The sequence below is a fragment of the Microvirga massiliensis genome, from assembly GCF_001006805.1.
GTDB lineage: Bacteria > Pseudomonadota > Alphaproteobacteria > Rhizobiales > Beijerinckiaceae > Microvirga > Microvirga massiliensis.
The window spans coordinates 76,201-100,564 of the sequence record NZ_LN811363.1; the positions used below are offsets into that span (position 1 = coordinate 76,201).

Annotated in this window: 24 protein-coding genes and 3 pseudogenes; 7 read left to right on the forward strand and 20 right to left on the reverse strand. The window is 64.3% G+C overall.

Annotated features, from left to right (window positions below; genetic code table 11):
- The 6 genes from BN1233_RS32695 to BN1233_RS32715 all read right to left on the reverse strand — a co-directional run.
- Positions 1-333 (reverse strand): IS5/IS1182 family transposase (locus tag BN1233_RS32695; protein ID WP_046867836.1); only part of this gene is annotated, 333 nt, incomplete at its 3' end.
- A 499-nt stretch (positions 334-832) separates the two neighbouring features.
- Positions 833-1,243 carry a cupin domain-containing protein gene (locus BN1233_RS32700; protein ID WP_048709713.1) on the reverse strand — a complete coding sequence of 137 codons (411 nt, stop codon included), beginning with the start codon at positions 1,241-1,243 and terminating at the stop codon, positions 833-835.
- Positions 1,244-1,554: 311 nt separating this feature from the next.
- Positions 1,555-2,580 (reverse strand): ABC transporter substrate binding protein, encoded by a 1,026-nt coding sequence (locus BN1233_RS32705; protein ID WP_046867837.1) that lies wholly within the window; start codon positions 2,578-2,580, stop codon positions 1,555-1,557.
- 253 nt (positions 2,581-2,833) lie between these two features.
- Positions 2,834-2,977 (reverse strand): hypothetical protein, encoded by a 144-nt coding sequence (locus tag BN1233_RS47630; RefSeq protein WP_154678331.1) that lies wholly within the window; start codon positions 2,975-2,977, stop codon positions 2,834-2,836.
- A 192-nt stretch (positions 2,978-3,169) separates the two neighbouring features.
- On the reverse strand, positions 3,170-3,919 hold the full coding sequence (locus BN1233_RS32710; protein WP_082145792.1) for an SGNH/GDSL hydrolase family protein: 750 nt from the start codon (positions 3,917-3,919) through the stop codon (positions 3,170-3,172).
- A 41-nt stretch (positions 3,920-3,960) separates the two neighbouring features.
- A complete protein-coding gene (locus BN1233_RS32715) occupies positions 3,961-5,724 on the reverse strand; it encodes a hypothetical protein (protein WP_046867838.1) in 1,764 nt (587 codons plus the stop codon).
- Between the two features lie 453 nt (positions 5,725-6,177).
- On the opposite strand from BN1233_RS32715, the gene BN1233_RS32720 reads away from it, so the two are divergent.
- The 3 genes and pseudogenes from BN1233_RS32720 to BN1233_RS32730 all read left to right on the forward strand — a co-directional run bounded on the left by BN1233_RS32720 (position 6,178) and on the right by BN1233_RS32730 (position 7,718).
- A complete protein-coding gene (locus BN1233_RS32720; protein ID WP_046867839.1) occupies positions 6,178-6,540 on the forward strand; it encodes a hypothetical protein in 363 nt (120 codons plus the stop codon).
- A 17-nt stretch (positions 6,541-6,557) separates the two neighbouring features.
- On the forward strand, positions 6,558-6,908 hold the full coding sequence (locus tag BN1233_RS32725; protein WP_147707681.1) for a hypothetical protein: 351 nt from the start codon (positions 6,558-6,560) through the stop codon (positions 6,906-6,908).
- A 136-nt stretch (positions 6,909-7,044) separates the two neighbouring features.
- Positions 7,045-7,718: pseudogene (locus BN1233_RS32730) on the forward strand (GNAT family N-acetyltransferase).
- 69 nt (positions 7,719-7,787) lie between these two features.
- Here the strand turns inward: BN1233_RS32730 and BN1233_RS50100 are convergent.
- From BN1233_RS50100 to BN1233_RS47635, 14 genes and pseudogenes are all read right to left on the reverse strand, one after another.
- Positions 7,788-8,027 (reverse strand): SDR family oxidoreductase, encoded by a 240-nt coding sequence (locus BN1233_RS50100; RefSeq protein ID WP_342341685.1) that lies wholly within the window; start codon positions 8,025-8,027, stop codon positions 7,788-7,790.
- A complete protein-coding gene (locus BN1233_RS50105; RefSeq protein ID WP_244470989.1) occupies positions 7,982-8,332 on the reverse strand; it encodes a Rossmann-fold NAD(P)-binding domain-containing protein in 351 nt (116 codons plus the stop codon). The genes BN1233_RS50100 and BN1233_RS50105 overlap by 46 nt, the downstream gene beginning before the upstream one ends.
- A 75-nt stretch (positions 8,333-8,407) precedes the next feature.
- Positions 8,408-8,614 carry an SDR family NAD(P)-dependent oxidoreductase gene (locus BN1233_RS50110; protein ID WP_244470990.1) on the reverse strand — a complete coding sequence of 69 codons (207 nt, stop codon included), beginning with the start codon at positions 8,612-8,614 and terminating at the stop codon, positions 8,408-8,410.
- Between the two features lie 89 nt (positions 8,615-8,703).
- Positions 8,704-9,816 carry a sulfite oxidase gene (locus BN1233_RS32740; protein WP_244470991.1) on the reverse strand — a complete coding sequence of 371 codons (1,113 nt, stop codon included), beginning with the start codon at positions 9,814-9,816 and terminating at the stop codon, positions 8,704-8,706.
- A gap of 75 nt (positions 9,817-9,891) precedes the next feature.
- Positions 9,892-10,551, reverse strand: a pseudogene (locus tag BN1233_RS32745) (multicopper oxidase domain-containing protein); the annotation flags it as partial.
- A gap of 16 nt (positions 10,552-10,567) precedes the next feature.
- Entirely contained in the window at positions 10,568-12,064 is a 1,497-nt protein-coding gene (locus BN1233_RS32750; RefSeq protein WP_244470992.1) for a TolC family protein, read from the reverse strand.
- Between the two features lie 3 nt (positions 12,065-12,067).
- A complete protein-coding gene (locus tag BN1233_RS32755) occupies positions 12,068-12,325 on the reverse strand; it encodes a hypothetical protein (RefSeq protein ID WP_046867841.1) in 258 nt (85 codons plus the stop codon).
- Positions 12,326-12,516: 191 nt separating this feature from the next.
- Positions 12,517-12,891: a hypothetical protein gene (locus BN1233_RS32760; RefSeq protein WP_046867842.1), complete on the reverse strand. Its 375-nt coding sequence runs from the start codon at positions 12,889-12,891 to the stop codon at positions 12,517-12,519.
- A 142-nt stretch (positions 12,892-13,033) separates the two neighbouring features.
- The gene (locus BN1233_RS32765; protein ID WP_082145793.1) at positions 13,034-13,294 is read right to left on the reverse strand and encodes a heavy-metal-associated domain-containing protein; all 261 of its coding nucleotides are present in this window, start codon (positions 13,292-13,294) and stop codon (positions 13,034-13,036) included.
- Positions 13,295-13,434: 140 nt separating this feature from the next.
- Complete coding sequence (locus BN1233_RS32770) at positions 13,435-14,385, reverse strand: NmrA/HSCARG family protein (protein ID WP_046867843.1); 951 nt, start codon at positions 14,383-14,385, stop codon at positions 13,435-13,437.
- A gap of 479 nt (positions 14,386-14,864) precedes the next feature.
- Positions 14,865-15,449, reverse strand: coding sequence for a class I SAM-dependent methyltransferase (locus tag BN1233_RS32775; RefSeq protein ID WP_197094628.1), 585 nt, complete (start codon positions 15,447-15,449; stop codon positions 14,865-14,867).
- A 24-nt stretch (positions 15,450-15,473) separates the two neighbouring features.
- The gene (cueR, locus tag BN1233_RS32780; RefSeq protein WP_046867845.1) at positions 15,474-15,974 is read right to left on the reverse strand and encodes a Cu(I)-responsive transcriptional regulator; all 501 of its coding nucleotides are present in this window, start codon (positions 15,972-15,974) and stop codon (positions 15,474-15,476) included.
- 50 nt (positions 15,975-16,024) lie between these two features.
- The gene (locus BN1233_RS32785) at positions 16,025-18,574 is read right to left on the reverse strand and encodes a heavy metal translocating P-type ATPase (RefSeq protein WP_046867846.1); all 2,550 of its coding nucleotides are present in this window, start codon (positions 18,572-18,574) and stop codon (positions 16,025-16,027) included.
- Between the two features lie 345 nt (positions 18,575-18,919).
- Positions 18,920-19,357, reverse strand: a pseudogene (locus BN1233_RS47635) (DNA-binding protein); the annotation flags it as partial.
- Between the two features lie 136 nt (positions 19,358-19,493).
- On the opposite strand from BN1233_RS47635, the gene BN1233_RS32795 reads away from it, so the two are divergent.
- The 4 genes from BN1233_RS32795 to BN1233_RS48715 form a co-directional block, all read left to right on the forward strand.
- Entirely contained in the window at positions 19,494-19,757 is a 264-nt protein-coding gene (locus tag BN1233_RS32795) for a hypothetical protein (protein WP_187144426.1), read from the forward strand.
- 486 nt (positions 19,758-20,243) lie between these two features.
- Positions 20,244-20,948: a competence protein CoiA family protein gene (locus BN1233_RS32805; RefSeq protein WP_147707682.1), complete on the forward strand. Its 705-nt coding sequence runs from the start codon at positions 20,244-20,246 to the stop codon at positions 20,946-20,948.
- 1,250 nt (positions 20,949-22,198) lie between these two features.
- Positions 22,199-23,737 carry a hypothetical protein gene (locus BN1233_RS32810; protein ID WP_147707683.1) on the forward strand — a complete coding sequence of 513 codons (1,539 nt, stop codon included), beginning with the start codon at positions 22,199-22,201 and terminating at the stop codon, positions 23,735-23,737.
- 14 nt (positions 23,738-23,751) lie between these two features.
- A partial coding sequence (locus BN1233_RS48715; protein ID WP_187144427.1) for a hypothetical protein occupies positions 23,752-24,364 on the forward strand: 613 nt, incomplete at its 3' end.

Consider the following 24,364-nt stretch of genomic DNA (forward strand, 5'->3'; position numbering starts at 1 on the left):
CCAGCGGGTCAGCGAGCTCGGATCACAGGGCAACTGATGCTGGAAGTACTCGCAGCCGCAGAACCACTGCCAATACGGGTTTTCTGTCCAGCGCTGCACCACCGCCTCATCGGACAGGTTGAAGGTATGCTGGAGATAGGACAGCCCGACCATCAGCCGGGTGGGCTTGGCGGGCCGTCCAAGCGGCCGATAGAAGCGGCCAAACTCGTGATCGAACCTGTCCCAGTCGATCAGACTGGCCAGGCGAAAGAGCTCGTGGCGCTGATCGAGGATCTGATCGAGACGGCTGCGATAGAGATCGCCGGAGCTCGGCAGCGTCGGCTTGGGTCCCATGCCAAAACATCGGTTTTGAGTGGGTCACTCCCCAGGAACCGGCATTTTACAATGCTTCGCGAAGACCAAGAATCCTTTAGCCGCAACAAGTTGTGGGTTGTTCAGGGCCGACTACCTACGATCGCTACGTTCGGGATTCGAGATTCTGTGCGCTAGGCGAACAAACTCAGCCTGCCTGGGTCAGAACCTCTGATGTCGCTCAATGCCTGATTGGAAGCACCTGCCAGCAAAAGACGCGGGGCGGTGGCGGGCCGTCGTTCGCAGAAGGCGCTTTGCAGAACCAAAGTTCAGGCTGCTCATCCTCGCGTGAGCGATGAGCTGTCGATGGCTGCGCCATTCGCAGCATAGTCGAGAAACTGCGGCCCCGTTTCACCTCTGTGAGAGCGGGATGGCGGTCGCTCTGGCAAAGGCGGCCTGAGGCTTCAGAGCCCGACACGCGAGCCTCGTTAGTGGCCCTGCTGGCTTGATCATCTGGCAGGGCTACTTTCGTTTCGCGAGTCTATTTCGTAGCGGTCTTCTCGGTCTCCGGCACTGGCTCGTATTTCCTCTCGACGACGATATAGCGCAGCGTCGTGTCGCCGACGTTGGTCAGTTCGTGCCAGGGGATGGGCGCGCTGTTCGTGTAAGTGTCGGCGCGGATCTCGATCTGCCGCGTGCCTTTCTCATCCTGGAACTGCCCCTTGCCACCGCTCAGCACGTAGGCGAGATAGCCTGGATGGGAGTGGCGCACGTGCATCGCACCGGGCGGGAAGGTGCAGCGCGCGATACGGATCTGGGCGTCCTCGAAGAACTTTTCGCAGGGCTTCTGGCCCTGCCACTCGACCGACAGCGCGTCCGAGACGTCCTCGCCCTGGGCGGCAAATGGGCTGACCATGAGAGCCATCCCGAGCAAGATGGGAAGTCTAGCCATGGCACATTCCTTTCCAAATGCGCGAACGGCGGGTCGGCCAGGATAACCGTGCTCTGGCCCGGTCCGCCGACAAGCGCAACTCTTTGCTTTTCGCGCTAGGACCGCAAGGAATCGGGGTCGGCTTGGCGGAGATCCCAGATCGTCGTCACGTCTCGATCATCCGCTTGATCGCAGTCGCTGTGTAAGGCTTACCCTCTTGAACGACGTAGCCTGTGGTTGCGAGTTCGGCGGTACAATCCGCAGAAGGGAGTATATGGAGCCGGAGACTATTACGCTGCCGTTAGGGGCTTCGCACAAGCTGATCTGCCCCGTCACTCGATCACCTTGTCGGCACGGATGAGGAGTTCGGGCGGGATCGTCAAGCCAAGGATGCGGGCCGTGCGCAGATTGAGGGACAGCTCGAAACGAGCTGCCTGTTCAATCGGAAGATTGCCCGGTTGAGCACCGGTCAGGATCTTGTCCACGTAGACGGCAAGGCGGCGCACGAGGCTCGTGTAGTCTGCCGAATAGGCCATCAGACCGCCTGCTTCAGTGAACCAGCTACCCCAGGCCATCACGGGCAGCTTCTCGGCCAGCGCCAGATCCGCTATGCGCTTCGCCTCATGCGCGAACATCACGTCGGGTAGCACAAAGACGGCCTGCGCCCCCTCGGCCTTCATCTGATGAACGGCGTCATCCAACTCGTCCGGCGCGCGAACATGATGGATAACGAGTGCCACGCCAAGCAGCTTGGCAATCCGTTTCGTGTCCTCCTCGAAGGGAAGATAGGCGACATCCGGGTTCGCCAACACACCGATGGATGAGATGCCCAGAACCATCTCACGCAGCAGCTCCAGACGCTTGCCGGTCAACTCGGTGGCATAATAGGTCACGCCCGTCAGGTTGCCGCCGGGCCTGGCGAGGCTCTGAACAAGTCCGGAACCGAGCGGGTCGCCGCTCAGGATGGTGACGATCGGAACGGTCTTGGTCACCGATCGCGCGATGTGGCCTGCCGGTTGCGGATCCGAGACGATCACATCAACCGGAAGTCTCACGAGTTCAGCCGTTGCCGTTGTGAAGCCCTCATACCGCTTCCCCGCAGAGCGGCATTCCAATGTAATGTTCTCACCCGGGATGCGGCCCAGATCCCTGAGGCTGGGGACCAGGCCGTGTATCTCGCAGGTATCCCAGACGAGCAGCCCAATTCGGGGGAGTTTTGCTGCGGATTGTGCAACAGCCGACGCAGCAGAGATGATCACAGCAAGGCAGACGAGGACTCCCATGCAGAGGGCACGCTGCCTTTGATCGGCTTGTCGGCGGCGTTGACGCCCAAGAGACAGGCTGAAGCGCATTGGCATCCTCCCGTGTTCTGGAGCCCAACGAGCACTGAGCAGGAGGTCCGACTATACAGCGAAAGGCATGACGCGCGAGATGTGGGAGGAGTGCCTCGATTTCCGACAAGCCCTGAGTATAGAACGCGATTCGAAGCGTTCGCAGCGTATTCGTGACCGTTTCGGGAACGCCGCGCCTGTGCAGTATAACCCGCTCCGGTGGGGCCCTCGGCGTGTGTTCGATTATTTGTGAGAGACTTCGATCAGCCCGTCATCGACATCATCGGAAAGCCTGGACGAGATAGATCAGGAGGGCGCCCCAGACTGACAGAGAGACCAGACCCGATGCGAGCACCAGCCAAGCCAGCAGGGTGGGGCGGCGAGGGCGCAGCCTCTTGCTGAGGCCCTGGCGGGTTTTGGGCATGGCGACGAGTCTCCGAGAGGGTCGCCTGTCACGCATGATGCTACTGGAGAGCAATTTTCTACTCCCAGTGCGAGGCCGGACTGTGATCCAGAGTACCTTTGATTTTATGGATTGATATACGCTGGATCGGCGGTCCGACAGTGAGCCGTCCTCCAGCAGTTCCGACAGTGGAGGTGGCGGCGAGTGAGCGGCTTACGGCAGGATGGCCTTGACCTTCTCGGCGACCCCGGTGCCAATCGCCTTGTGGGCCTCTGCGGTGAAGTGGATGCCATCTACACCGTCGGTTGTGGTCAGCTTGCCGACATCCAGGAACTCGGCTCCGGCCGCCTTGGCGATCGCCTCGTAATAGGCCGGCATCGCCTTCGTCTTCTCGACCCCGCCGGCGAACCTCTCGGCCCGCGATTCCGGTGCCAGTTTCCCGAGCGGGGGCGGGCAGAGGACCAGGACCTTCGGGGCGGGATAGGAGGTTCCGACACCACTCCCGGTCTGCGCCACGATGTCGATCAACTTGCCGACCCCAAGTGCGATCCGCAGCGGCGAGCGGTCGAACATCTTCTTCACGTCGTTGGTGCCGAGCATGATCACGACCAGATCGAGCGGCAGATGCGTCGCGATGGCGGGTGACAGGTAGGCTGCCCCGTCGAGGCCAGCCCCCGAGATCTGGGGCAGTGTCGGGTCGGGGATGTCGGTCGTGCGGGCGCTCAGGCCCTCTTCAATCACCTCGTATCCCGAGCCGAGGGCGGCCTGGAGGACACCCGGCCAGCGCACATCCGCTGGGTAGCGCGTGGTTGTGCCACTCTCGACTGGGATGTAGCCCCAGGTGTTGGAATCACCATAGATCATGATGCGCTTGACCGTGCCTTCCGCCGCGTGCGTGATGTTTCCGGACAGCAGCGCGATGGCCGTGACTGCACCGACAAGACCGCGGCGTGTGATGGACATGATGGGCCTCCTCCGTCCGGCATGATCTCTGCCTCTCGGGATCACCATCCGCCTGGCGCACGGGAAATGGCAAGCGTGGCGCGGCCAAGTCGTTGCCCATCCGCAGGGTCCCGGACTCGTGAAAGGTCGTACCGAGGCCGTCCTGGACGGCGCCCCCGAAGAGGTTGGCCGCGAGCGCGGCGATGACGTTGTCCATCGCCGCCTGCAACGGTGCCTGCTCGGGGCCCTGCGCGATGTTCACCGTGGCGCGGGGGCAGGTACTCGTCCAGGTCAGCAGGGTTGAGGGGGACCGTAACGGTGTTGTTCGCCGGCTTCGGCAGCATTTCGCCGACCGCACGGATCGTGACGTCCACCCGACCGGGTGGCATGTTCCTGAAGACCTGGATCTGGTCGATGTCCGGCACGTTCTGGAACAGCAGCGCATCCGACCGATTGCCACCCGCTCCGGCGGGAACCGCGGACGCGGTGATCTGGAGATGGAAATGGACGGGGGTGCCGTTGATCACGGTACGGCACCTGACGAGCAGGACCGAGAGCTCCTGGAAGTTCAGGACCACGCCAGCCGGAATGGGCGCGGTGATCCGGGCGTTCCTGCGGACGTGCACCATGAGGTTCTGGCCCATCAGGTTCGCGTTCGGCACGCTGCCGCCCACGCTGTTCGAGGCCATGCGCGCGCTCTCGATCGCACCCAGCGCCAGCACCACCACCGGACGGCGATTGGGATTGCCGCCGATGGGCCCGCTGAGATCCAGGAAGCCGTTCCCGGTGTCGATGCCGACGACTTCCTCGACGGTCGCGCCGGTCGCCAGGGTGTAGGTCCTCGTCGTCAGGCGCTTGACGTGGCAGTTCGGCACGACCATGAGCCGCTTGCGCGCGTTGTCCGTTCCGGCTTCCGCGAAGGCCTCGCGCGTGCCGCTGATCCCCAGCGGCATGCTGCTGAACTTGTTGAACGGAAAGAAGCCGGGACGGGTTTCGATCTGCACGGCGAGCGGCGCGTCGAATTTCAGGCTGTCCACGAAGCCGGGATAGGGCGGCGCGGCGATCCGGGCCTGGAGGCCTGCATCCGCGAACGGGGAATAATCCGGCAGCTCATTGAGCGGCACCGCATTGGGAATGCCGCCGGTGTGCAGGTTGTAAACCGCCTGGCGGTAGTGATCGTGCAGGACACCGTTGATGAAGTCGTTTGCCACGGTGACGCCGGTCTGCTCGGCGGCCTCGATGAAGAAGCGCGCCCGCAAGTCCTCCACGACCGTCGTCGGCCAGAGCGTCTGGGCCGTGATCGATCCGCCTGGAACGGTCGGCATCTCGGTGTCGAGGGATTCCGGCGACCAGCCGCCCCAGTACAGGGATCTGCCGCCGAGGCAGTAGGCAAGCCCCCCGAACGGCTCCTGGGAATTCCATGGCAGGCCCCACGCCTCCAGGAACGCCTCCCTGTCCTGCCCGGACTGGATGAGCGCCTGACGCGTGGTGGGCAGCGGACATCCAGGCTTTGGCGGCGGATCCGGCGGAAAGAGTTGAAAATTGGCGATGTCCTGCGTGTGCTCGTTCAGCAGGAACGGCCCCGCCTCGAGCAACAGGACCCGGAAGTTCGGCGGGCGGTTGTTGTCGTCCGGCACGGTTCCCAATCGGTTGTCGAAGGTCTTGCTGCGGTAGAAGACGTTCTCCGCGAGCGCGAGGCCGAACGTGCCGCCGCCGATGATGACGATATCAAAGGGGCCGCTTCCCCTTGCCTCGTCGAACGTATTGCAGATGTACCGCCCGAAAACATCACGCGTAAAGCTAGTCTCAGGAGCAGTGACCGCCATGTTGGTCCCTCCTTGAATTCGTTCTAGTACTTGTGACTGGAGAATTCGCTGACTTGCTTCTGGCTATTCGAGGTCAATTCGCCGGGCCGGAACACTATTGGAATCAACTATTCAAGACTAATCTTGTTGCCGGATTGCGTCAATGCAGTGTCCCGACAAGTAGCCAACCCAGCCATAATGCAGGGACAGCCTCGATGTTGCGACGCCTAATCCATTTGCCGTAGCCAGGCCTCGGCCAAACGAGATTCGGCCCATCGTGAGCCGGGGTGCACACAGGGGGCACCCCATAACCTTGCTATCAGCACTTCGCCGTACACCCGATGCAAGCCGATCAGGCCCTGTTCGGCGTGCAGCTCCTGAAGTAATCTCCCGACGGACATACAGAAGCCGCTGAACGCAAGTCGGCACGCGCGCTCCGTGGAATTGCCTTTATGAACTCATGGAGGGGGAACCATGCCGTTCGGCTATTACATCCAGGAACTCGAGAGCGTTGCGGGCGATTTCCAATGCGAGTTCGGCCACAGTTCACTGGCGAAGATTCTCGATAGCCTGGAACTGTCCAAGCTAAGCAAGTTCCGGACGGAAGACCGGGTCCTCTTCTACAAGACGCTCATGGAACAAATCCGGCCGGGTGATTTGGCGGTCGGGCACGAGAAATTGGAGCGAGGATATGTGATCTTGCACGAAACCGATGCCATGCAGGCGGTAAACGGTTTCGTGGATCTCTCCAGGACCACGCCCAAACAGAGCAACCTGATCAGGGCCATCGACATCTTCTGCGAGATCTTCCCGGGCGGCTGCCCGTGGCGCAAATGACGGCAGAAGACGCAGTCATGGCCGAAGTGTATAACCTGAAGGTCATATCGGAATACAATAAATTCGTTTCCGGACTGGCGTCGGCGATATTCGTATACATACAGGAATTTACGACTGAGTATTACGTATATCTGAGAATTTGGGGGATGCTAGCGGCCGCAATATGCATCGGAAGCTCCGTGCTCGTGATGTGGCCACTGTCCCGAATGAAGGGTGACAGCTATGAAGTGGAAAGCTCGGGGAGCGCTTCAATCCAGATGAAGTGCCTTTCAGCCTTCCTGTGGATTCAGACGATAGCCTTCATCATCACCATCATCGTATCCGGGTTCCTTGGGATAAGCACGATCAGGTTCACCACGGATGTCTGAACGACTGCCACCCCTCCGCGGATCGGGCAGAGTGATGATTGCAGGCCGGGGATCGGAAATTCATGCGAAAACCGATGTTCGTGATACTCCGCTGGTATGGCTGCTTGGAGCAGATTGAACCGAGCGGAAACGAACCCTGTCTGAGGACCTTAGAAATTGGCAGCCCCGCCCGCACCCTGAGCGTGTGGTGCTTGAGGGGCGTTATGCGAGGCTTGAACCCCTCAGCGCCGCCGCGCACCGGGACGGCCTCTTTACGGCCTCGGCAGTCCCAGGCGCCAACGCCAAGTTCGCTTGGCTCTACGAGTATCCCCCGACTGGCCGCGAGGACTTCCTGGCTTGGGTTGAACAGGCCGAGCGTAGCACAGACCCGCTTTTCTTCGCCGTCATCGACAAGGTCAGCGGTCAAGTGGCGGGACGCCAGTCCTTGATGCGCATCGACCCGGTCAATGGCGTGATCGAGATCGGCAACATTTACTGGGGACCATTGATCTCGCGCAGGCCCGCCGCGACCGAAGCGCAGTTCCTGTTCATGAATTACGTTTTCGATGAGTTGGGCTACCGCCGCTATGAGTGGAAGCGCAACAATCGCAACGAACCTCAAAGCGCGCTGCGATCCGCTTTGGCTTTCAGCCCGAAGGCGTTTTCCGCCAGCACCTCATCGTCAAAGGCGAGAACCGCGATACGGCGTGGTTCTCGATCATCGACAAGGAGTGGCCGGCCCTCCGCATCGCCTATGAGACATGGCTGGACTGGTCCAATTTCGATGGCGCCGGGATGCAAAGGCATCGGCTGGAGGAGTGTCGGGCTTAGCCCAGGAGGGGCCTAGGACGTCTTCCTGCGCCCCGTTCCATAATCGCCGCTTATCGGGAATTCGCGCCGTCACTTCGGAGCGAGTTCGCCGTACCAGTAGGCAGCCGTGACCCCGCCGTCCATGAGGAAGTCGCTGCCGGTGATGAACCCACCGTCCGGGCCCATAAGCAGCGCGCCGACGGTTCCGACTTCGTCCGGGGTGCCACCGCGTCCGGCCGCCGACACTTCGATCATGCGTTGGTATCCTTCGCCGCGAGGGCCGCTCAATTCGTCCCTTGCGAGAGAGGTAAAGATGATGCCGGGGCTGATCGTATTAACCCGCGCGCCGCGCTTGCCCCACGTACCGCCTCGGCCATTACCCGCAGCGAATTCCCGCGCTTGGAGATCTGGTAGGCGCGAAGGGGGTCTCTCACCTGATCCGACTGGAGCATCGGGAGGGTGAGCAACTCATCAGCAGGTGTCGTTGCGAGAGCCGCGTTTTGCTCGGCGGTCAACGCCGGTAACCGATGCCCGGACTGCGACGCGATGACGACGCAAGAGCCGCCGCGCGCGATGACTTTGCCGAACTCCTCAAGAACGAGCGCGGTGCCATACAGATCAACCTTGAGGATCATCGCCGGCGATGCCTGCGAAGGGGACACGCCTGCGGCATGGATCACGCCGGTAACGTCGCCGAGAGCTGTAGCAATCTAAACGAGCGCGTGGACAGACTCGCGTGAGGACACGTCAACGGTCGCGGTGTTGACCTCGAACCCGGCATCTTTAAGGACCTCTGCCGCCGCGTTGGCGTTTTGCTGGCGCAGGTCAGCCAGCAGGATGTTCTTGCCTGCGCTGACCCGCCGCGCGATGGCCTGACCAATCGCTCCGGCTCCGATGACGACGATTACATTGGTCATGGCGCTTCCCTTTTTCCATGGCCGTCAACGCCAGGGGGCTCGCTCACTTCTGTTTGTGCGGACCTTGGCACCTCGCGTAGCTCGCCAAGTCAGATTACGAACTCTGGTTCGAGATCTTCCGCGACGACCGCCCTGACTTCGGTCGGAACGATCCAGTTCGCGACATAGCTCTCCCGGTCCGGTTGCTGCATGTCAGGCTGTACATTCCCGGCCGTGTCGATAGCCCGACATCTTAGGTAATACCGACCGGGTTGTGGCGGGATCCACTCATACTCCCACAGGCGCCAGCCAAACCGTGTTTCGGGTTCGAGCAAGGTCGCGGGCCGCCACTTCATGCCATCCGTCGTATCGAGTTGAACCTCCTTGACCGGCGCTTCCCCGCTCCACGCCGCGCCGAAGATCCGGTATGGACGGCCCACCGGGACGCTGGCACCGTGCACGGGACGGGCGATCTGTGCCTTGATCTCCATCTCGGAAAGCGGAACCAGCGCGGGCTCACCGAAGGTGCGCTCCCATCGGAAGTAGTCGCGGGCCTGCCAATAGCCCAGGAACGGTCGCTCGACCACGCGGATCTCTTGGACCCACTTGATCCAAGCCATCCCGTACCAGCCCCCCACAACAGCCCGAAGCGGATAGCCGTGATGAACCGCGAGGGGCTCGTCGTTCATGGCGTATGCAAGCAGCACGTCGTCCGACATCGCTTTCCGCATAGGGATGCTGCGCGCAAACGCGACCGGTCCGGGCGAGGCGGTTTTCTTGCCGCTGTCTACAACGCCTCGATCGGCCCCGATCATGACCACCTCGACCGCACCGTCCTTCACGCCGGCTTTCGCCAAGACGTCTCGCAGCCGCACGCCAGTCCAGGACGCATTGCCCACCGCCCCGTTTTGCCATTGCAGCCCCTCCTTCGCCGGCTCGTAGAAGACGCGCCCATTCCCGGCACATTCCATCACCGCCGCCAAGGTGGTCGGTGGCATGGCCTTCAACTCCTCCAGCCTTAACCGAAGAGCTGTCTTGACGGCTCCTTCGATACGGAGCCTCCACTCGGCTTCGTTGAGCTCGGGGGCTGAGAAGTGGCTTCGGACAAAGAACTGGTCGCAGGGGGTCAACCAGTCCGACAGGACAGCAAACTGGGACTCAAGATTCAGCGGCGACTTCTGCCGCACCACGAGCCCTGGCTGATGTAGGTTCGGCATCGTCATCCTTCACGGTTCAGCACTGCTGAGGGCGCGAGGAACCAGCTAGATCGGAACGATGCTCGATCCAGCGGTCAAGCAGTAAATGATGGCCTCGATGTCGAATGCGTTGAGCAGGAACACGAAGTCGCGGTCGACGCGGCGCTCGGCGGGATCGCGCGGATGGACGACGAAGAAGCCCATCATGCCCATCGCCATCTGGACCATCTCGTCGGAGTGCGGGTGGTACATGAAGGTCCCGGACTTCCGCAGGATGAACTCGTAGACGAAGGTCTTGCCCGGGAGGATGTGCGGCTGCGTGAGGCCGCCGACCCCGTCCATGCCGTTGGGCAGCAACTGCCCATGCCAGTGCACCGCCGTGTTCTCCGGCAGCCTGTTGGTCACGAAGATCCGGACCTTGTCGCCCTCGACGGCCTCGATCGTCGGGCCGGGCGACTGGCCGTTGTAGCCCCACAGATGCGCCTTCATGCCGGGCGCCATCTCGCGCACGACGGGCTCGGCGACGAGATGGAACTCCTTCCAGTCGCCGTTCTGGCGCCAGGGCAGGGTCCAGCCGTTGAGCGTCACCACCGGCTGGTAGTCCGGCCCGCTCTGCGGATGGAGCGGCGGCTGCATCGTGGCTTCCGTCATGGTCGGTGCCTCGGGCAGGCCCGCGGCCTGCACACGCCCGCTGATCATGGAGGCTCCGGCGAGCGCCAGGCCTCCGGCGCCGAGGAAGTTTCTGCGCGACAGGTCGGTCATTGCGGTGTCTCCCTGGTCAGTGTCCGCCGCCCGCGGCCGCGGCCGCGACGGTTGCCTCTCCGCCGCCTTCGCCCCCGCCCGCGCCGCCGCCCACGAGGGCGGCCTTGAGGTCGGTCGCGGCAATCCAGAAGTCGCGGCGGGCGTTGATGGCGTCGATGTTGCTGAGGATGCGTGCCTGCGCGTCGGTGATGAGGTCGGCCACGTCGTCGAGCATGCCGCTGTAGTGGAGCAGCGCCTCGTCCTGGATGGTCTTCTGCAAGGGCAGCACCCGGCCCTGGTAATGGCGGGCCAGGTCGTGGTTGCCCCGGTAGCGCAGATAGGCTTCCTGCGCCTCGGAGCGCACGTTCACGGCCCGCTCGGCGAGCCGGTTCGCGGCCGCCATGTAGGCTTCCTGGGCCCCACGGGTCGCCGTTGCGCCGAAGTCGAAGATCGGGATCGTGAACTCGACCTCGAGACCCTTCCGGTTGACCTTCTCCTTGTCGATCGTGACCTCGCCGTGCTCGACGGAGACCGACTTCAGGCGGTCGTAGGATGAGGTTCCGGTAAGCTCGATGTCGGTGACGAGCCGGGTCGCGTTGGTCAGTCCGAACTGGCGTGCCGTGGCGTCGAGGTCGTGGCGCAGCGCCTGCAAGTCCACGCGCCGTTCGAGCGCACGCCGCTCGATATCCCGGGCCGAGGCGAGCCGGGATGGCAGCGGGGGCAGGCTGCCGGGGAGACGGAAGTCGACGTCGCGCGCCCATAGCCCGAGCTGGCGGATCAGGCGTTCGCGCTCGACCTGCTGCTGGATGCGCGCCCGGGCGAGCTGGGCCGCGGTCTCCTGGTAGAAGGCGTGCTCGCGGGCCTGTTGCAGCTTATTGAGCGCTCCGCTCTCTCCGAGCTGCCTGGCGAGTTCCGAGGCGGTCTCCGCGGTGGCAAGAGCCTGCTGGAGAAAGCCAACCTGTTGGTTCGCCGCGACGGCCCGGTAGTACTGGCGCCGGGTCTCGGCCGCGAGCCGCAGCACCGCCTCGGCGGTGCGGAACTGGACGGCCCGGAAGCGCTGCTCGGCGATCGCCGCCCGCGCGGGCAGGGTCGCGAGCTCAAACAGGCCGATCAGGATCTGGCGCTCGATCTCGAGTTCAAGATCACCGCCGAGGCGGGACAGGACGACGGTCGGATTGGGCGGCAGCGTCGCCGCAATGAACTCCGCCTCAGAGACCCCGAGCTCGTTGAACGCCGCTTGCAGGCCCCGGTTCTTGAGGAGCGCGACCTGCACCGCTCCGTCCGGGGTCAGCGGCCGCTTCAGGAGCGCGTCGACGCGCTGTTGCGTGGCGACGGCGTCGGCCTCCGAGGAGACCTTGATGATGTCCTTGTCGAGTTCCGCGTAGGCGACCGCCCGGGCCGGGCCGAGCCCGCCGTCCGCGGAGAACGTCTGGCAGCCGGCCAGGAGCAGGGAGGCTGCCACGCCCCCGAGGCGTGACAGGCGCCGGGTGCCCGTGCCGCCCTGTTCGTTCATGGTGTCGGTTCCCGTGCGCATGGATCACCGTCCCCGCCGGGCGGCGTCATCGCTGTCGCCGCGCTCGGGAGCCGTCTGCGGTCCCACGCTCCGGTTGAGCTCGCGCCAGTCCTTCGGCTCGACGGCATCGTAGTTGCGCACGCCGGCCATGACGGGGGCGTAGGCCAGGGGCCGCCCAGGGATCGAGGAATCGGCAGGGGCAGAGAGGTAGTGCGGGGGCGCCGCGGGCATGCAGGCGCCAAGGCCCAGGGCCAGACAGGCGAGACTTATCGGTTTGAGCATTGCTTCCGTCTTGGGCGGACCGCCGCGCCACACGGGACCAGGGAGTGCTGGACGGACCCGGAATCCGGGCGTTCAGGCCTGTCTCGGGCGTTGCATGCGGAGGGTCGGTCGTCGGTTGAGCGGGTCGTCGGGCGCGCCGCCCAGCCGGGCAGGCATGCCGATCCGTGCGGGCCGGAGGACCCGCGCTTGGCTCAGACGGTTCGGGGAGGCCTGTCGAGGCGACCTGGAATGGTGCCGTCCACCTGCCCGTCCGCGACGATCGCCAATGGGACGGCCGCCGTGACGGGGGAGGAGACATCCGGAGCGACGGCCATCTCGAAGGCGTGGCAGGCTCCCATGCCGCAACAGGGCGCGCCTGACCCGTCGTGCAATCCGCCGAAGTGATCCCGGCAGTCGCCATCATCGGAGACGTGGTGGTGCATCGCCGATACGCCGTCGGCCGTCCCGTGATCCCCCTCGAGGGCGGCGGCGTGATGGTGCCCGCCCGGCATGGCCGCCCGCGGCATGGAGATCGGGAAGATCGCCATGGTGATCGCGAGCAGGACGGCGATGACGCGACCCATCATCCGCAAGGAATCGCTCCTCAGGTCAGGTTCGGACATGTGTCACGAACGGACTGCCTCGACAAGGTGACCGCCGAACTGTCCGGCGTCGATGCGGGCCTGTCCCGGGAGCATGCTGCCCTCCGGGACAGGCCCGCCCGGCCCGCTACGCCGCCGAGGGCGTGTAGCCCGCGGCCGCGATGGCGGCCCTGACGGCCGGGAGATCCGCGGGGCCGCGGACCGTCACCAGCCTCGTGGCCGGGTCCGGATCCACCTGCGTCCCGGGCAGGGCGGCCTCGACCGCCTTCCTGATGGTTCCGGCACAGTGTCCGCAGGTCATGTCCTCGACCCGCAGGGTCAGGCCGCCGGCCTCCGGCACCCCGGTCCGCCCGGCTTCCTGCGACCGATGGGTTGAACATCCGCACATGTCTCGTCGCTCCTTCGAAGTTGATGATTCGAAGGCTGCGGCTTCCAACGATGGCAAGGTCAAGCGGCCGATCGGATGTCGCGGCGATCGACGCGATGGTGCTCGTCAAGTGATCGGCGCCGGGGTCCTGACACAGGCCTTCAGGACTTCGGGATCTGGTTCCCGTGGCGGGCGAGCCATGTCTCGAAGTCCTGGAGCGCCGGGTTCAGCCGACGCGCCCCCGCCAGATCGCGGACACGGCAATAGTCGTCATTGAAGTCGCGCTTGAACTGAAACATGTTGCCGAGGTCGTCGGCTCCTGGGAAGCCAAGGCCGCGGAAGGTCTCGGGTGAGACCGCCGTGTAACGCACTTCCTCGCCGAGCGCTCGTCCGAGGGCCTGCGCCATCTCCTCCCCGGTCAGATGCCCGCCCGCGATGCCGATCCTCTGTCCTGCAAGATCGGGTCCGGCGTTGAAGATGCCGTAGGCACATCGGCCGGTATCCTCGGCGGCGATGCCCGGGAGCTTCTTGTCGCCCATCGGCAGGACGAGCGCCAGGACGCCGTCCGCCCCACGCTTCGGGCCGAGGCCGAAGCCGATGAAGTTGTCCCAGTAAAAGGAGGTCAGCAGAAACGTGGTCGGCACGCCGCGCTCGGTGAACAGGTGGTCGGCCTCACCCTTGGCGTCGAAATGCGGGACCTTGTAGCGGCCCTGGAGGGTCGGCATCCGCTGGTCCTCCAGCGGCACCCAGCGGCGGGTATCCTCGAGCGTGGACCAGATGACGTGCTGGAGCCCTGCCTCCTGCGCGGCCTCGGCCAGGTTCGTGGCCTGGGAGAGTTCCCGCTCGGGCGAGAAATGCTCCCAGAAGTTGGTGACGCAGTAGGCGCCGTGCGCGCCGCGAAAGGCGCGCGTCAGGCTCGCCGCATCATCGAGGTCGGCCGCAACCACCTCCGCGCCGAGCCGGCCGAGTTCCCGTGCCTTCGGGGCGTCGGGATCGCGGGTCAGCGCGCGCGGGTGGAACCCGCTGCCCGGCTCGTCCAGGATGGCCCGGACGAGCCCGCCGCCTTGCGCACCGGTCGCACCAACGATGGCGATTGTCTTTCGGTCGTCCATGACATCCCCGCCTGAAGGCGCTTGGCTCGAGCCACTGTTTACAACGTCAGGCCGTGGTTCGGCGACCCCGAATTCGTCTGCGGCTTTCCCGAGAGTGCGGTCGAGCGGCCCTCAGCCGCCCGGTCAGGATGTGGGACGGGCTTCGAGGGAGCCTATCCCTCTCCTTGATCGTTGACGACGCTGAGACTGGTCTGGTTCACCCTGGCGGGTTCCTTTTGGCAGCACCTGGCAGAGCACCTTACGCTACGTTCAGGATGCCCACTCCTCCCGAGTTGTGGGAGTGGCCACTTCTACACTGCCCGTCCGGTGTATCCTGGCGGGCAATCTTTTAGAGGCACAGAGGTAGCTCGCGGGGGGCACCTGGCAGACCCTGCAACCGCATCAGGTGGGCTCACTTCGCTCGCCGGGCACCGAGTGTCAGAAGTTATCGGTCGGACCGTCGCGGTCATGAGCGCCCGCCAGGATGGCGTCTGCACTCCTCATGGCTTGCGCGCCAGGGCACAGAAGCCGTTCCCCGTCTCCTTCATCTCCGGTGCCGTGAAGCCAATCCCTGAGAGGTGCTCCAGCAGGCCGTCTCTCGACTGTCCCGAGTAGGATGTGAAGCCCAGCGCCACGAGGCCGCCGGGCTTCAGGACACGTCGGATCTCCCGCGTGGACCTACGGCTGGGCTCCTGCCAGACCTGCACGGAATTGATCGCCAGCGCCTTGTCGAAGCGGTTGTCCGCGAAGGGCAGGCTCTCCGCCGAGCCGAGCCGTAGGTCCACGCGACCGGACTGCATCGCGGAGGCACATCGCGCGCGAGCCTGTTCGACCATCACCGGCGAGGGATCGACGCCCGCGACATGCCCCTGGGGCGCTCGCCGTGACACGTTTCGGACGATGACTCCCGGACCGAAGCCGATCTCGAGGACGTGATCGGTGGGTTGCACCGCCAACAGGTCGAGAACCCAGTTCCCGAGCGGCTCGTTCATGCGGGCCATGATGGCGCCCCCGAGCCGCCCCAGAACACCTTGCGGACGGCCGAAGGCGCGCATCAGGACGCTCTGCCTGAGGCTCGTGGGCAATCCTGCTCCACGACCCTGGCCGGACTACTGCGCAGGGCGGGAGGCGCGCCCGTTGCGGGCCGGGCCGCGCCGCGCCGACTGCACCCGTGCGGCCCCGAACTGCGGAACCGGATGGGCGCCCGCCGGGCGGATGGCGCGACCGGCCTCGAGGCCCTCGATGATCGGGCACTCGGGTCTCTCGTCGCCGTGGCAGTGCCTCGCGAGATGCTTAAGCGTCGCCGCCATCTCCTGCAACTCCCGCGCCTTGCGCTCCAGGATGTCGACGTGCTCGAGCGCGATCCGCTTCACGTCCGCACTCGCGCGGCCGCGGTCGCGCCACAGGGCCACCAGCTCGGCGATCTGCTCCACCGAGAAGCCGAGGTCGCGGGCCCGCCGGATGAAGCCCAGCGTGTGGACGTCGCCGTCCGAATAGACCCGGTATCCGGCCTCCGTGCGGACGGTCTTCGGGATGAGCCCGATCGACTCGTAGTAGCGGATCATCTTGGCCGAGACGCCGGAGGCCTCGGCGGCCTGTCCGATGTTCATCGTATCCTCCTCACGAAAAGGGCGGCGCGCCCGGAGGCGGGCGGCAGTTCTCATTCTCCCGGGGCGAGGCGCGGCGCGCCAGCGGCACCGACCGGCTCCGTGCCCGGCGTCCGGTCAACCCTCACCAGCGGCTCGTACCTGCGTAGCCGCAGGGCGTTGCCGACGACGAAGACGCTCGAGAGCGCCATCGCGCCCGCCGCGATCACCGGCGACAGCAGCATGCCGTTAACCGGATAGAGCAGCCCCGCCGCGACCGGGATCAGGACCACGTTGTAGGCGAAGGCCCAGAACAGGTTCTCCCGGATGTTCCGGAGCGTCGCCCGCGACAGGCCGATCGCGTTCGCGACGCCGCGCAGGTCGCCCGACATCAGCACCACGTCCGCGCTCTCGACCGCGATATCGGTGCCCGTGCCGATGGCAATCCCGACGTCGGCCGCGGCGAGTGCTGGGGCGTCGTTGATGCCATCGCCCACGAACGCGACCTTGCGGTGGCCGGCCCGCAGGCGCTGCACCGCCTCCACCTTGCCGTCGGGCAGCACCTCCGCGATCACCTCGTCGATGCCGAGCGTGCGCGCGATGGCCTCCGCGGTGCGGCGGTTGTCACCCGTGATCATCGCCACCCTGAGGCCCCGCTCCCTGAGCGCCTCGAGGGCCGCCAGGGTCGTGGGCTTGACCGGGTCCGCGACCGCGATCACCGCGGCGAGCCGGCCGTCGACGGCGGCGTAGAGCGGGCTCTTGCCCTCGCCGGCGAGGCGGGCGGCCGCCGCCGTGAACGCCCCGACCGGGTAGCCGAGCCGCGCCATGTAGCGGTCGGCCCCGACCTCCACCTTCCGGCCCTGGACGACGGCCGCAATGCCGAAGCCCGGCACGGCCTCGACGCCCTCGGCCGGGCCCAGGTCGAGGCCGCGGACCCTCGCCGCCTCGACGAGCGCCTCGCCGATCGGGTGCTCGGACCGGGCCTCGACGGCGGCGACCAGGGCCAGGACCTCGGTGTCCTTGAAGCCCTCGGCCGCGATCAGGTCGGTCAGCTCCGGGTGGCCCTTGGTCAGGGTCCCGGTCTTGTCGAGCGCCACCACCCGGACGTCGCCGAGACCTTGCAAGGCCTCGCCCTGCCGGAACAGCACGCCGAGCTCCGCCGCCCGGCCCGTCCCGACCATGATCGAGGTCGGGGTGGCGAGGCCCATAGCGCACGGGCAGGCGATGATCAGGACCGCGACGGCATTCACGAGCGCGAAGCTCAGGGCGGGCTCCGGGCCGAACACCAGCCAGACCAGGAAGGTGAGCGCGGCCGCCGCCATCACGGCCGGCACGAACCAGGCGGTGATCCGATCGACGAGCGCCTGGATCGGCAGCTTCGCGCCTTGCGCCTGCTCGACCATGCGGATGAATCCGGCCAGCACCGTGTCGGCGCCGACCTTCGTGGCCTGGAACGTGAAGCTCCCGGTCCGGTTGACGGTGCCGCCGACCACGGAGGCGCCCTGCGCCTTCTGCACCGGGACGGGCTCGCCCGTGATCATGGATTCGTCGACATAGGACGCGCCCTCGACGACGTCGCCGTCGACCGGGATCCTCTCGCCGGGGCGGACCTGGACAAGGTCGCCCGTCCGGACCTCCGCGAGTGGGATCTCGGCGACATTGCCGTCGCGGACGACGCGCGCGGTCTTCGGCGATAGGCCCATCAGGTGCCGGATTGCGTCGGAGGTCCGGCCCTTGGCCTTGGCCTCGAGGAAGCGCCCGAGCAGGATCAGCGTCACGATGACCGCGGCCGCCTCGTAGTAGACGTTGGCCGTGCCCGCGGGCAGGAGGCCGGGCGCGAAGGTCGCCACGACCGAGTAGCCGTAGGCGGCCGCCGTGCCGAGCGCGACGAGCGAGTTCATGTCAGGGGCGAGGCGCAGCAGGGCCGGGACGCCCTTGCGGAAGAAGCGCAGGCCGGGCCCAAACAGGACGAGCGTCGTCAGGGCGAACTGGAGGTACCAGCTCTCCCGGTGCCCGATCGTGTCCATGACCCACTCGTGAACGCCCGGGATGAAGTGCGAGCCCATTTCGAGGGCGAACACCGGCAAGGTGAGGAGGGCGGAGACGACCAGCGCGAGCCGCAGGGACGTGATCTCGGCCTCGCGGGCCGCGCGCTCCCGGTCGGTGCGGTCGCCGTCGGCCCGGACCTCCTCGGCCTCGTAGCCGGCGTCCGCGACGGCCGCAATCAGGCGGGCCACCGCGTCCGCGGCACCGAAGAAGTGCACCGTGGCGCGCTCGGTCGCGAGGTTGACGGTCGCATCGACGACACCTGGCACGCGCTTTAGGGCCTTCTCGACCCGGCCCACGCAGGAGGCGCAGGTCATGCCAGAGATCGCGAGCTCGACAGTCGCGGGTGTGGGTTCGTAGCCGACGCCTCGGATCGCCTCGGCCACGGCCTGCGGGTTTGCATCGGCCGAACCGAACGACACGGTCGCGCGCTGTGTGGCGAGGTTCACGTTGGCGGCGGTAACGCCCTCGACGGCGCGGATCGCCTTCTCGACCCGGCCCACGCAGGAGGCGCAGGTCATGCCCTCGACGGGGATCTCGACCGTCGGGCCTTGGGAGGCCCGCTTCTTCTCAGCCATTTCGGAACTCCTGAACGGATGCGTTGGCTGATGGTGTAGTCCTTCCAACGATGGGAAGGTCAAGCGGCCGTTTCAACCCCGTCCGTGCCGCGTCGCGAGGCGTCGCCTGACGGTGTTGGCATGATCATCAATCCTGTAACCCGTCGGTGCGGATCGACTGAGGCCCTCGGGCCGACAGTGCCGATGCCGTTGGGGACACCCGATCACCTGCCTAAGGCCGTGGGCCTGCGGGTTTGGCTTCGTCGAGGATGGGCGACCGAAGCCGCTCCATGGCTTTCCGGGTCCCCCGCACCGGAGCACGACCCAAGAAGCAGCGTATCCCGTGGCACGCTCCCGGCATCGGCCTCACCCGAAGCCGTCGCTCTGGCTCGCGCGGACCAAGCGCAGCACCGCGTCGCGATCACCGTCCTGCAAGGCCTGCAAGGGCGTCCGGTTCGAGAGGACGGTGTCGGGCGCCAGCAGGAAGTCGAGCGTGCACCACGGACCCTCAGAGGCGAGGCCGCGCACCACCTCGGGCAGTCCGGGGACGACTTCGCCCTCCCGGAACTGGCAGGCGGGGTAGCGCCACTCGCTTCCCTCCCGAACCGCGAGCAGGGTGAGTGCGCGCCGCTGCTCGTCAACGGCCTCAAGCGTGATCCTGAGCCGCCGCGCAGACTCCTCGGCCGACAGGGCGCCGTTGGCCCGGTGCAAGAGCATCTCACGGTGCTCCACGTTCCGCGCCAGCGCGGGCGCGAGCGGGTCAGGATCAGTAACGGCTGGCACGGCGACCTCGGATTGGCTCAGGTGGATAGCCTAGCCGATTGCCCTCGGCAGGGAAGGGGTAGGCCTGGGACTTGCAGGGACGCTGGCCTCTGCCAATTCCGGGAATGGCGCTGGAATCCGCCTTGACACGCAGCCCGTCTGTTCACTTTTCGTTCGCATGGCGGTGGAGACGATCGGAGAGGCCTTCACGCTTGGCTGGCGCGTGCGGATGCGCTGCTCCTTTGGACCGCGTGATGCCATGAGGCGCATCCGGGAATGCGCCTTCCGGTGCGAGCTCGACCTCCAGACGCTCGTCTGCATCCGCGGCGCCGCGATGCCGCTGTCGCTGCTCGCCGAGCGCCACAAATGCCCAAGATGCGGCTCCCGCAGGCTGGCGCTGATCTATGAGCCGCCTGGGAACGCGGTAAAAATGGCGCGGTAGGTTACGTTCCGGCCCGGACCCAACGCGTCAGTGGAGCGAAGCCCATCCCGGCTACGAGGAGAGCGATCCCTGCCCAGGAAAAGGTCGAATGGTCGAACTGGTCATTTGTCGCTGGAGCTAGGATTTCGGGTATCTTTAGGCACTGTGAGCAGACCTGATCCACAGGGCCACAAAAGGTGAGCGTACGATACGCGCGGAGATACAGTCGGGATCAAGGACAGATATGCCGTTGGGATGCCTGGACACCGAGACCGAGCAACTAGCGTTCATGCATGACAACGCATCGTGGGAATGCCTTCGTCTGCGCAACAAGGCCAAAGGAAACCTGCGGCTTCCCTGCTGCGGCTCCAAGGTCATACTGAAAACATTGAAGCTCGGGACTCGGTTCTTCGCGCACAAGCATCGTGGCGTCTGTTAATCCGCTCCTGAGAGCACAGAGCATATCCTCGCAAAGTCGATCATCGCCTAGGCGGCAATCAGGAGCGGATGGATAGCCCGTACGGAGGACCGCTACCGGGATGGGACGGCGATTGCATCGTCGATGTATGCTGCCCTAAGGACGGGTTGTCCCGTGGCATTGCCTTTGAGGTCCAGTGGTCGCTGCAAATTATGGAGGCGACGGATCGGCGCACCAGACGCTACGAACGCTTCGGCCTGCGCACCCTATGGCTCATGAGGAACGGGGAGGTTCCCATTTCCAAGGAGGTTCCGGCGGTCAGAATTTTGCGGGGTGCGGACGGCTTCGACGTCCGGCTTCCTCCGAACATCTCCGGAACCTCGTGGATGATGACGTCCGAGTTCGCGGATCCAGACCACTATGGGCAGCTCGTGCCACTTCGAGAGTTCGTCGAGGGCGAGCTACAGGGCCGCTTTCGGTTTGGGCTCACCGAAGGCGGACGGGTCCAGATCGACGTAATGGGTGGCGAGAACACGTGCTATCGGTGCAAGCGGCCCACCACCGTGATCACCAAGGTGGTGTTGCGGACAGGCGCATTGCAGCCAAGCGCCTATAACTTGGCGTTCGACCTCATGAATCTAGGGGAAATGGACGAGCCGTTCCGGAGCAAGATGCTCGGTGCGATCCGTCCCGGGCTCGCGCGGAACCGCATTGCTTTCGTCATTCCACACTACAGTCATACTGCTGGATCGTCGTATCTGTCGAATGGATGCAGGCATTGCGGAGCCATCTAGGGCGACTTCTTTCTCCGCACGATCGAGCCGCAGTTGATCTTTCAGACCGCCGCGGATTTCACGCCGGATGACCTCACGCGGTATCCCGGACGGCTTTCGATCGCTGGTGGTTCGACGAGTACCTCTAAGAAGGATAAGTGGAGAACGGCGGCGAGACATCCGTCGACGCAACGTCCACGTCCGAACGCGCGACCCATCCCACGATCCTTGTGGCCATCCGGGCGAACGGATCGCTATCGCCTCCGATCCCCCAGCGTGGATCTTGGCGGAGCCTGGTCAGAGCCAACTAACCATATGAGGTTCCCTGTGGAAACAGTGGATATCTGAGCATCCAGTAGCGTTATACTGTTACAAATTCAGAATTGCTTCGCTGCCGACGAATCCTTGTCAACAATTTGCTGCCGCCCCGGAAGTTGCATTGTAACACATTGTTCCGATTAGGTTTGGGAGAATTCGCCGAGTTCTTCTACTAAGCCATCCTTCGTGCGCCGTTTTCTTGGTCTGGCCTGCAATGAGACCGAATTTACAAATGAGTCAGGATGGCAGAGGGTTGAGCCTCAGAGGTAAGGAGGCCCGTCAGGCAAGAGTGCCATTCGCAACCTAGAGTAGCCCGCGAGTTCTACACGGCTGTGGCAGCAGGAGCGATCTCAAGATCATGACATCACAAACCCGCGTTCAGTGTCGTCTCAGGCGACAACTTCCGATACGCGACGCATCAGATCATGAACGATTTAATGCAACGCTCAGGCAGGGGCTATTGTCTGATGAATGCAACACCGCCAGAGGCTGAAGGTGAAGTTTCGTCTGACTTTCTTGCCTTGCCAATCCCAGGTGAGATCAAGCCGCGCGACTTCGCGTATCTGATACGCCTGTTCGGGCGTGACGCGGCGGTGAGCATGGCTGCCTCGATGATCCGTTATTACGCGAAACGCAGCGCGAGAACACGCGATGAAGATCATCGGGTATTCCAGGGGGCCTTTCTATGGATGGAGACAGCGCCACCTTTGAGACCCTTTTGGGAGGGCACGCGGAGCCGGGGCGTCCCGACAAAGGAGGGTTGGCAGGACGCTGTCCACGCTTGGGCCTCGTACCTCAAAGGGCAAGAGCACTTGGCTGAGAGTTCGATCGGGCAGGAACTTTACGCTTTCTGCCGCTGCATAGAGCATTTAGCGTCTGCCGGTCTGTTGCCGCGAATCAGCCGTCCTCGTATGCGCCGCAACTATCGACGCGCGTCAAGTCATCGAAAGTCTATGGCTGAGGTAGTGTCGAACGGAGCGCATGGAAATCTTGACTCCGTCATGCAGGTGCTGCGGAACGACATGCTGGCCGGTGAGGAGGACGCCGGGGCGTTCCTTGAGACACTTTCCAACCAGAGCATCCGCGACTGTACTTCGATCGACGATATCATTCGCGCTATCCAGAATCTGAACGCATCAAGGCTCCGGATCCTGCGAAAGATCGCAGAGGAAGCTTTCCTGCGCTGGTCCGCCATCTTTGATGAGGGACAGGTGCTCGCATCGGAAGGAGATGATGTCTCCGTAATCGTCGATCGGGCTCTGCGGCCAAACGAGCCCGAGCGGCTTCGTCTGTTCAGGGACGCGTTCCCCCCCGGAGATCTCCGAAAGGCCAGCGCCAACTTCGCCCGATATGTCCGTGACCAGTGCGGTGGACTCTGCCCTAGCGAGACAACCTTCGGGGATCGGTCGACATTCCAGAAGCTCATGCGGCAGTTGGGAGGAAGGGACAGGGTGAAGGCGTGGAGCGCTGCGCATGAAGACGCGGTAGCCGCTGCCGCATTGATGTATCTCGTGGACGCCGGAGCCAATATCGCCGTGGCCCTGAGCTTGCCGCCCAAATTCGAGGAGTCCACGGACGAGCCGGGTCACGTCAAGATAGTGGGTCAAAAGAATACGGCCAATTACAAGCCGATTGTGGAAGATCTCCCGATCGACGATCCTGGGGTGGCAATCTCAACAGTTCAAGCCCTTCGAAAACTCCGGTGCATGACGGAGCCGTTCCGCTGCCAGAATCCATCTCTGGCTGGGGCCCTCTTCATTCACCGCTTTTTCCCCACGCCGGCCAAGGCGAAGAGCAGTTTCATCCGACAAAGGATGACGTACTTGCTGCGGTCGCACCCCGAACTCCGCGACGTGCCGCTTCGACCAAGCCATATCCGATCCTCGGTCCTGCTCGATGCAACCCTTAACCTCGAGGGCAGCATCGTCGCCGCACGTGCAATAGCTGATCACGACGGCGACGGCGTAACTGAGGGCTACACGATGAAATGGCCCACCCGTCTCATCTATCTAAAGATGATTCGCGAGTTTCAAGAAAGCATGCAAATCCTCCTCATCTATGACATTCCAGGAGCCGTTGAGGGACTGGGGATCGAACCTGAACAGGCGGAAAAGCTCTACGAGAAAGCCGTCCGGACCGGCCTTGGGTTCAGTTGCCGTGACCCAAGGGCCGGCGCCAACCCACGGTCAAAGCCAGGCGAGACTTGCACACGGATCGAAGACTGCATCGACTGCCGAATGATCCTGTTCCTGGCTACGGTGGAGAACGTCGCCGATATCATTCTTCTCCAACGTCATCTCCTCGCCCACCAGGACGAATGGCAGGCGCAGCGTGAGGAACGCTGGAACAGGGTCTGGCTACCCTATCTCGCGCTGTCAATCGTGATCCTGGAGAAGATCCGACGTAGCCCATACGCATGCATCATCCCGGCTGGGCAAAAGCTCGCGGCGGAGTGGAGTTCCACAGGTTACGGTTTGGCTCCGCTCTTCTAGGATTGTCGTTGATCATGAGAACTCGGACATCCGTTGTCGGCGTCGACGGTTCGGCGGACGGGCCGACCACGGCACCGTGGTTGAAGGGATCATACTGGGCGCCCGCGATCGAGGTGGTCGACCTCGAAGAGTCAATTCGACTCGACGTACCCCTCCCGGACGGAACGTCGCTTACGGACGGCGTCAATGAGCACCTCTGCGACACGATAAGGCGCATCGTGTTCGAAGTGCGCACGGGTCCGCTCGCTAAGACCGACGACGGTGCAGTGCAGTACGCGGTCGCGCGCGACCTTGTCGGCTTCGTGAGCTGGATGCTGCTCAACGGCTTGTACAGATTCAGCTATCTTGGGGCTGACGATATTAGAAAATTTCTCGAGGCACGGAGTTGCGGACTTGAAACCTGTCTCGACGTTCCACGCCGGGTCTCTGGGGTGTTGGAACGTTATGAGCGGCGGCCCGAGCAGGTGCCACCGTTCGCACGACTTCTCAATGAGGCGAACGTAGACAGCAAATCCCGGGACTATCCTCTGACGCTGGCTCTCGTTGACGAGTTCTTTCGGCGCCATGGAGTCGTGGACCGCCTCAAGTTGGCTCCACGCAAGACGCCGCCCGAGAGGATCACTAAGA

Coding starts and splice junctions, on each gene's coding strand:
- BN1233_RS32765 (WP_082145793.1), bottom strand. CDS start 13,294: ATGTGCGGATGTTCAACCCATCGGTCGCAGGAAGCCGGGCGGACCGGG.
- BN1233_RS32705 (WP_046867837.1), bottom strand. CDS start 2,580: ATGCCAATGCGCTTCAGCCTGTCTCTTGGGCGTCAACGCCGCCGACAA.
- BN1233_RS32750 (WP_244470992.1), bottom strand. CDS start 12,064: ATGCGCACGGGAACCGACACCATGAACGAACAGGGCGGCACGGGCACC.
- BN1233_RS32755 (WP_046867841.1), bottom strand. CDS start 12,325: ATGCTCAAACCGATAAGTCTCGCCTGTCTGGCCCTGGGCCTTGGCGCC.
- BN1233_RS32805 (WP_147707682.1), top strand. CDS start 20,244: ATGGATAGCCCGTACGGAGGACCGCTACCGGGATGGGACGGCGATTGC.
- BN1233_RS47630 (WP_154678331.1), bottom strand. CDS start 2,977: ATGCCCAAAACCCGCCAGGGCCTCAGCAAGAGGCTGCGCCCTCGCCGC.
- BN1233_RS32770 (WP_046867843.1), bottom strand. CDS start 14,385: ATGGACGACCGAAAGACAATCGCCATCGTTGGTGCGACCGGTGCGCAA.
- BN1233_RS32795 (WP_187144426.1), top strand. CDS start 19,494: ATGGCGGTGGAGACGATCGGAGAGGCCTTCACGCTTGGCTGGCGCGTG.
- BN1233_RS32760 (WP_046867842.1), bottom strand. CDS start 12,891: ATGATGGGTCGCGTCATCGCCGTCCTGCTCGCGATCACCATGGCGATC.
- BN1233_RS32785 (WP_046867846.1), bottom strand. CDS start 18,574: ATGGCTGAGAAGAAGCGGGCCTCCCAAGGCCCGACGGTCGAGATCCCC.
- BN1233_RS32710 (WP_082145792.1), bottom strand. CDS start 3,919: ATGTCCATCACACGCCGCGGTCTTGTCGGTGCAGTCACGGCCATCGCG.
- BN1233_RS50105 (WP_244470989.1), bottom strand. CDS start 8,332: ATGATCCTCAAGGTTGATCTGTATGGCACCGCGCTCGTTCTTGAGGAG.
- BN1233_RS32715 (WP_046867838.1), bottom strand. CDS start 5,724: ATGGCGGTCACTGCTCCTGAGACTAGCTTTACGCGTGATGTTTTCGGG.
- BN1233_RS32720 (WP_046867839.1), top strand. CDS start 6,178: ATGCCGTTCGGCTATTACATCCAGGAACTCGAGAGCGTTGCGGGCGAT.
- BN1233_RS32725 (WP_147707681.1), top strand. CDS start 6,558: ATGGCCGAAGTGTATAACCTGAAGGTCATATCGGAATACAATAAATTC.
- cueR (WP_046867845.1), bottom strand. CDS start 15,974: ATGAACATCGGACAGGCCGCCGAGGCCTCCGGCGTCTCGGCCAAGATG.
- BN1233_RS32700 (WP_048709713.1), bottom strand. CDS start 1,243: ATGGCTAGACTTCCCATCTTGCTCGGGATGGCTCTCATGGTCAGCCCA.
- BN1233_RS32810 (WP_147707683.1), top strand. CDS start 22,199: ATGGCTGAGGTAGTGTCGAACGGAGCGCATGGAAATCTTGACTCCGTC.
- BN1233_RS32740 (WP_244470991.1), bottom strand. CDS start 9,816: ATGACGATGCCGAACCTACATCAGCCAGGGCTCGTGGTGCGGCAGAAG.
- BN1233_RS50110 (WP_244470990.1), bottom strand. CDS start 8,614: ATGACCAATGTAATCGTCGTCATCGGAGCCGGAGCGATTGGTCAGGCC.